This window comes from Paraglaciecola sp., from assembly GCF_030730205.1.
GTDB lineage: Bacteria > Pseudomonadota > Gammaproteobacteria > Enterobacterales > Alteromonadaceae > Paraglaciecola.
On the sequence record NZ_JANQVQ010000208.1, the window covers coordinates 1 to 2,639 of the forward strand.

Here is a 2,639-nt window from a genome sequence, read left to right on the forward strand (position 1 = left end):
ACGAACCAATGACGCGTGCGGTTGGCAAACCATACCAGGGACAGCATGACGGGAACTTCCACCAACACACCCACAACAGTTGCCAGTGCAGCGCCCGAATGCAGACCAAATAATGAAATCGCCACGGCAACGGCCAGCTCAAAAAAATTAGAGGTGCCAATCATGCAGGCAGGTGCTGCAATGTTGTGTGGCAACTTCATCTGCTTTGCCATGAAATAAGCGATGGCAAAGATTCCATAGGTTTGAATCAACAGTGGAATGGCAATTAGCACAATCGCCTGTGGTTTCGCCAATATCGTCTCTGACTGAAAGCCAAACAGTAAAACCACGGTTGCCAGTAAGCCGATGATTGACCAAGGCTTCATCGTTGCTAAAAACTGATTTAGCCCTGAATGATCATCTGCTTTATCCAGTTTTTTACGGGTTAATACACCCGCAACGAGGGGAATAAGCACATACAATACCACTGACAGGAATAAGGTATCCCACGGCACGGTAATATCAGTTACACCCAATAACATTCCGGTAATCGGCGCAAAGGCGAAAATCATGATAATGTCATTGATAGATACCTGCACCAGTGTGTAGTTGGCATCCCCTTTGGTGAGCTGACTCCAAACAAACACCATAGCAGTACAAGGCGCAACGCCGAGTAATATCATGCCTGCGATGTATTCAGTTGCCGTTTGTGGATCAACCCAGTCGGCAAACACCCCTTTAAAGAACAACCAGCCCAGAAACGCCATTGTGAATGGCTTAATTAACCAATTAATTACCAGAGTAAGGGCAAGGCCTTTGGGTTTCTTACCCACATCTTTTAGCGACGAAAAATCAATCTGTACCATCATAGGGTAAATCATTAACCAGATAAGCACCGCTATGACTAAATTAACATGCGCGTATTCAATACTGGCTATCACAGCAAACACATCTGGCGCGACACTGCCAAGGAAGATACCAACCACAATAGCAATACCCACCCATACCGATAAATAGCGTTCAAATGTACCCATAAATCCTCCTTAAATTGAACGCTGATTCACGCGCTGGCTTAACTGCTCAGCCGATTCAACACGCTCAGAATATCTGTCTACGAAATAGTCTTTATTGTTTCTGAGCAATAATGTGAACTTCATCAGCTCTTCCATTACATCAACAATGCGATTGTAATAGGAGGAGGGCTTCATCTTGTCGTTTTCGTCAAACTCAAGAAACGCTTTCGCTACGCTGGACTGATTTGGGATAGTAACCATACGCATCCAACGACCAAGAACACGTAACTGATTTACCACATTAAACGACTGTGAACCGCCACATACCTGCATTACAGCGAGTGTTTTCCCTTGCGTGGGACGCACGGAACCTATACTCAGAGGCACCCAGTCAATCTGACTTTTAAAAATACTGGTCATTGAGCCATGACGCTCAGGTGAACACCACACTTGCCCCTCTGACCACATCATGAGTTCTCTGAGTTCTTTCACCTTGGGGTGATTTTCATCTTCTGTGTCACTTTGTGGCAGTCCTTCGGGATTAAATATTTTTACATCTGCGCCCATTCGCGTTAGCAGTCGGGCACACTCTTCAACCACTAAGCGACTGAATGAGCGTTTACGTAAAGAGCCGTAAAGCAAAAGAATACGCGGTGCGTGGTCACTTGGTGTGCTCTGGCACTTATCAAACGTTGGAATATCAAACTGCGTTTCATCGATATTCGGTAAGGTGATGACCTGGCTCATTACCTACTGTGCTCCTAATTTAGCTAATTCGGTTTTATATTCGGCTGGAGCAAGGTTTTTCTCAGCAATTAGAACTAACTTGTTAACCCGTTCAGTAATTTCGGCTATACACGCTCGGAAGCCTTGCGCTTTTTCTTCTTCAGTCCCTTCGATTTTAGACGGGTCGGCCAGCCCCCAATGGACCTTGACAGAATGACCAAACCAAAGAGGACAGGCTTCTGCGGCAGCAGAGTCACAAACAGTCACAACCACGTCAGGTTTGAAATCCTCAAACTCGTTCCATGACTGACTTTGCAGGCCATCAACAGAAATGTTGGCCTCTTTTAGATAATGAATAGAAAGTGGATGAACCTCACCCGAAGGCTGACTTCCGGCACTTTTTGCAATAATACGATCGCCAGCAACATGGTTTGTGATGGCTTCCGATAAAATGCTTCTACAACGGTTATGGGTGCAGATATAAAGAATTTTCATGTATGTTCCTAGTCATTAGCAGGATAAAACGTGTTGTTTGGATGTGCTCAGTTTTAATAAAGCCTCGGAAAAATAGTCATTGTTATTGTCAGCCGTATGGCTGATAACCTCTTTAGCCCAATCAGGTAACTGCTTGTGAAGCTGGTAATACACCCATTTTCCGCGACGCTCGTCCTGCAAAATATTGCATTTACGTAGTTCAGCTAAATGGCGGGATACTTTCGGCTGGTCAAGTTCAAGCGCAGCCATCAGGTCACACACGCAAGCCTCTTCGAGTTGATTTATGATCAGAACAGATTTTAATCTGGTGTCATCAGACATACATTTGAAAAATTGTAGTGGACTCATATTTCACTAGCTTCAAAAAACACATGTGAAATATAATATATGTGAAATTTCACATGTCAATGCTAAAACAACACTATC

At 44.3% G+C, this 2,639-nt stretch carries 4 protein-coding genes; all 4 read right to left on the reverse strand.

The window, feature by feature from the left end:
* Nucleotides 1-1,013, reverse strand: a 1,013-nt coding sequence (gene arsB / locus NWQ57_RS14130) for an ACR3 family arsenite efflux transporter (protein WP_306022805.1), incomplete at its 3' end; no start/stop codon positions are given.
* Nucleotides 1,014-1,022: 9 nt separating this feature from the next.
* Nucleotides 1,023-1,739 carry an arsenical resistance protein ArsH gene (arsH, locus tag NWQ57_RS14135; RefSeq protein WP_306022806.1) on the reverse strand — a complete coding sequence of 239 codons (717 nt, stop codon included), beginning with the start codon at nucleotides 1,737-1,739 and terminating at the stop codon, nucleotides 1,023-1,025.
* A 3-nt stretch (nucleotides 1,740-1,742) separates the two neighbouring features.
* Nucleotides 1,743-2,213, reverse strand: a complete 471-nt coding sequence (locus NWQ57_RS14140) for an arsenate reductase ArsC (RefSeq protein ID WP_306022807.1) — start codon at nucleotides 2,211-2,213, stop codon at nucleotides 1,743-1,745.
* A 15-nt stretch (nucleotides 2,214-2,228) separates the two neighbouring features.
* Entirely contained in the window at nucleotides 2,229-2,561 is a 333-nt protein-coding gene (locus tag NWQ57_RS14145) for a metalloregulator ArsR/SmtB family transcription factor (protein WP_306022808.1), read from the reverse strand.
* Between the last annotated feature and the right edge of the window lie 78 nt (nucleotides 2,562-2,639).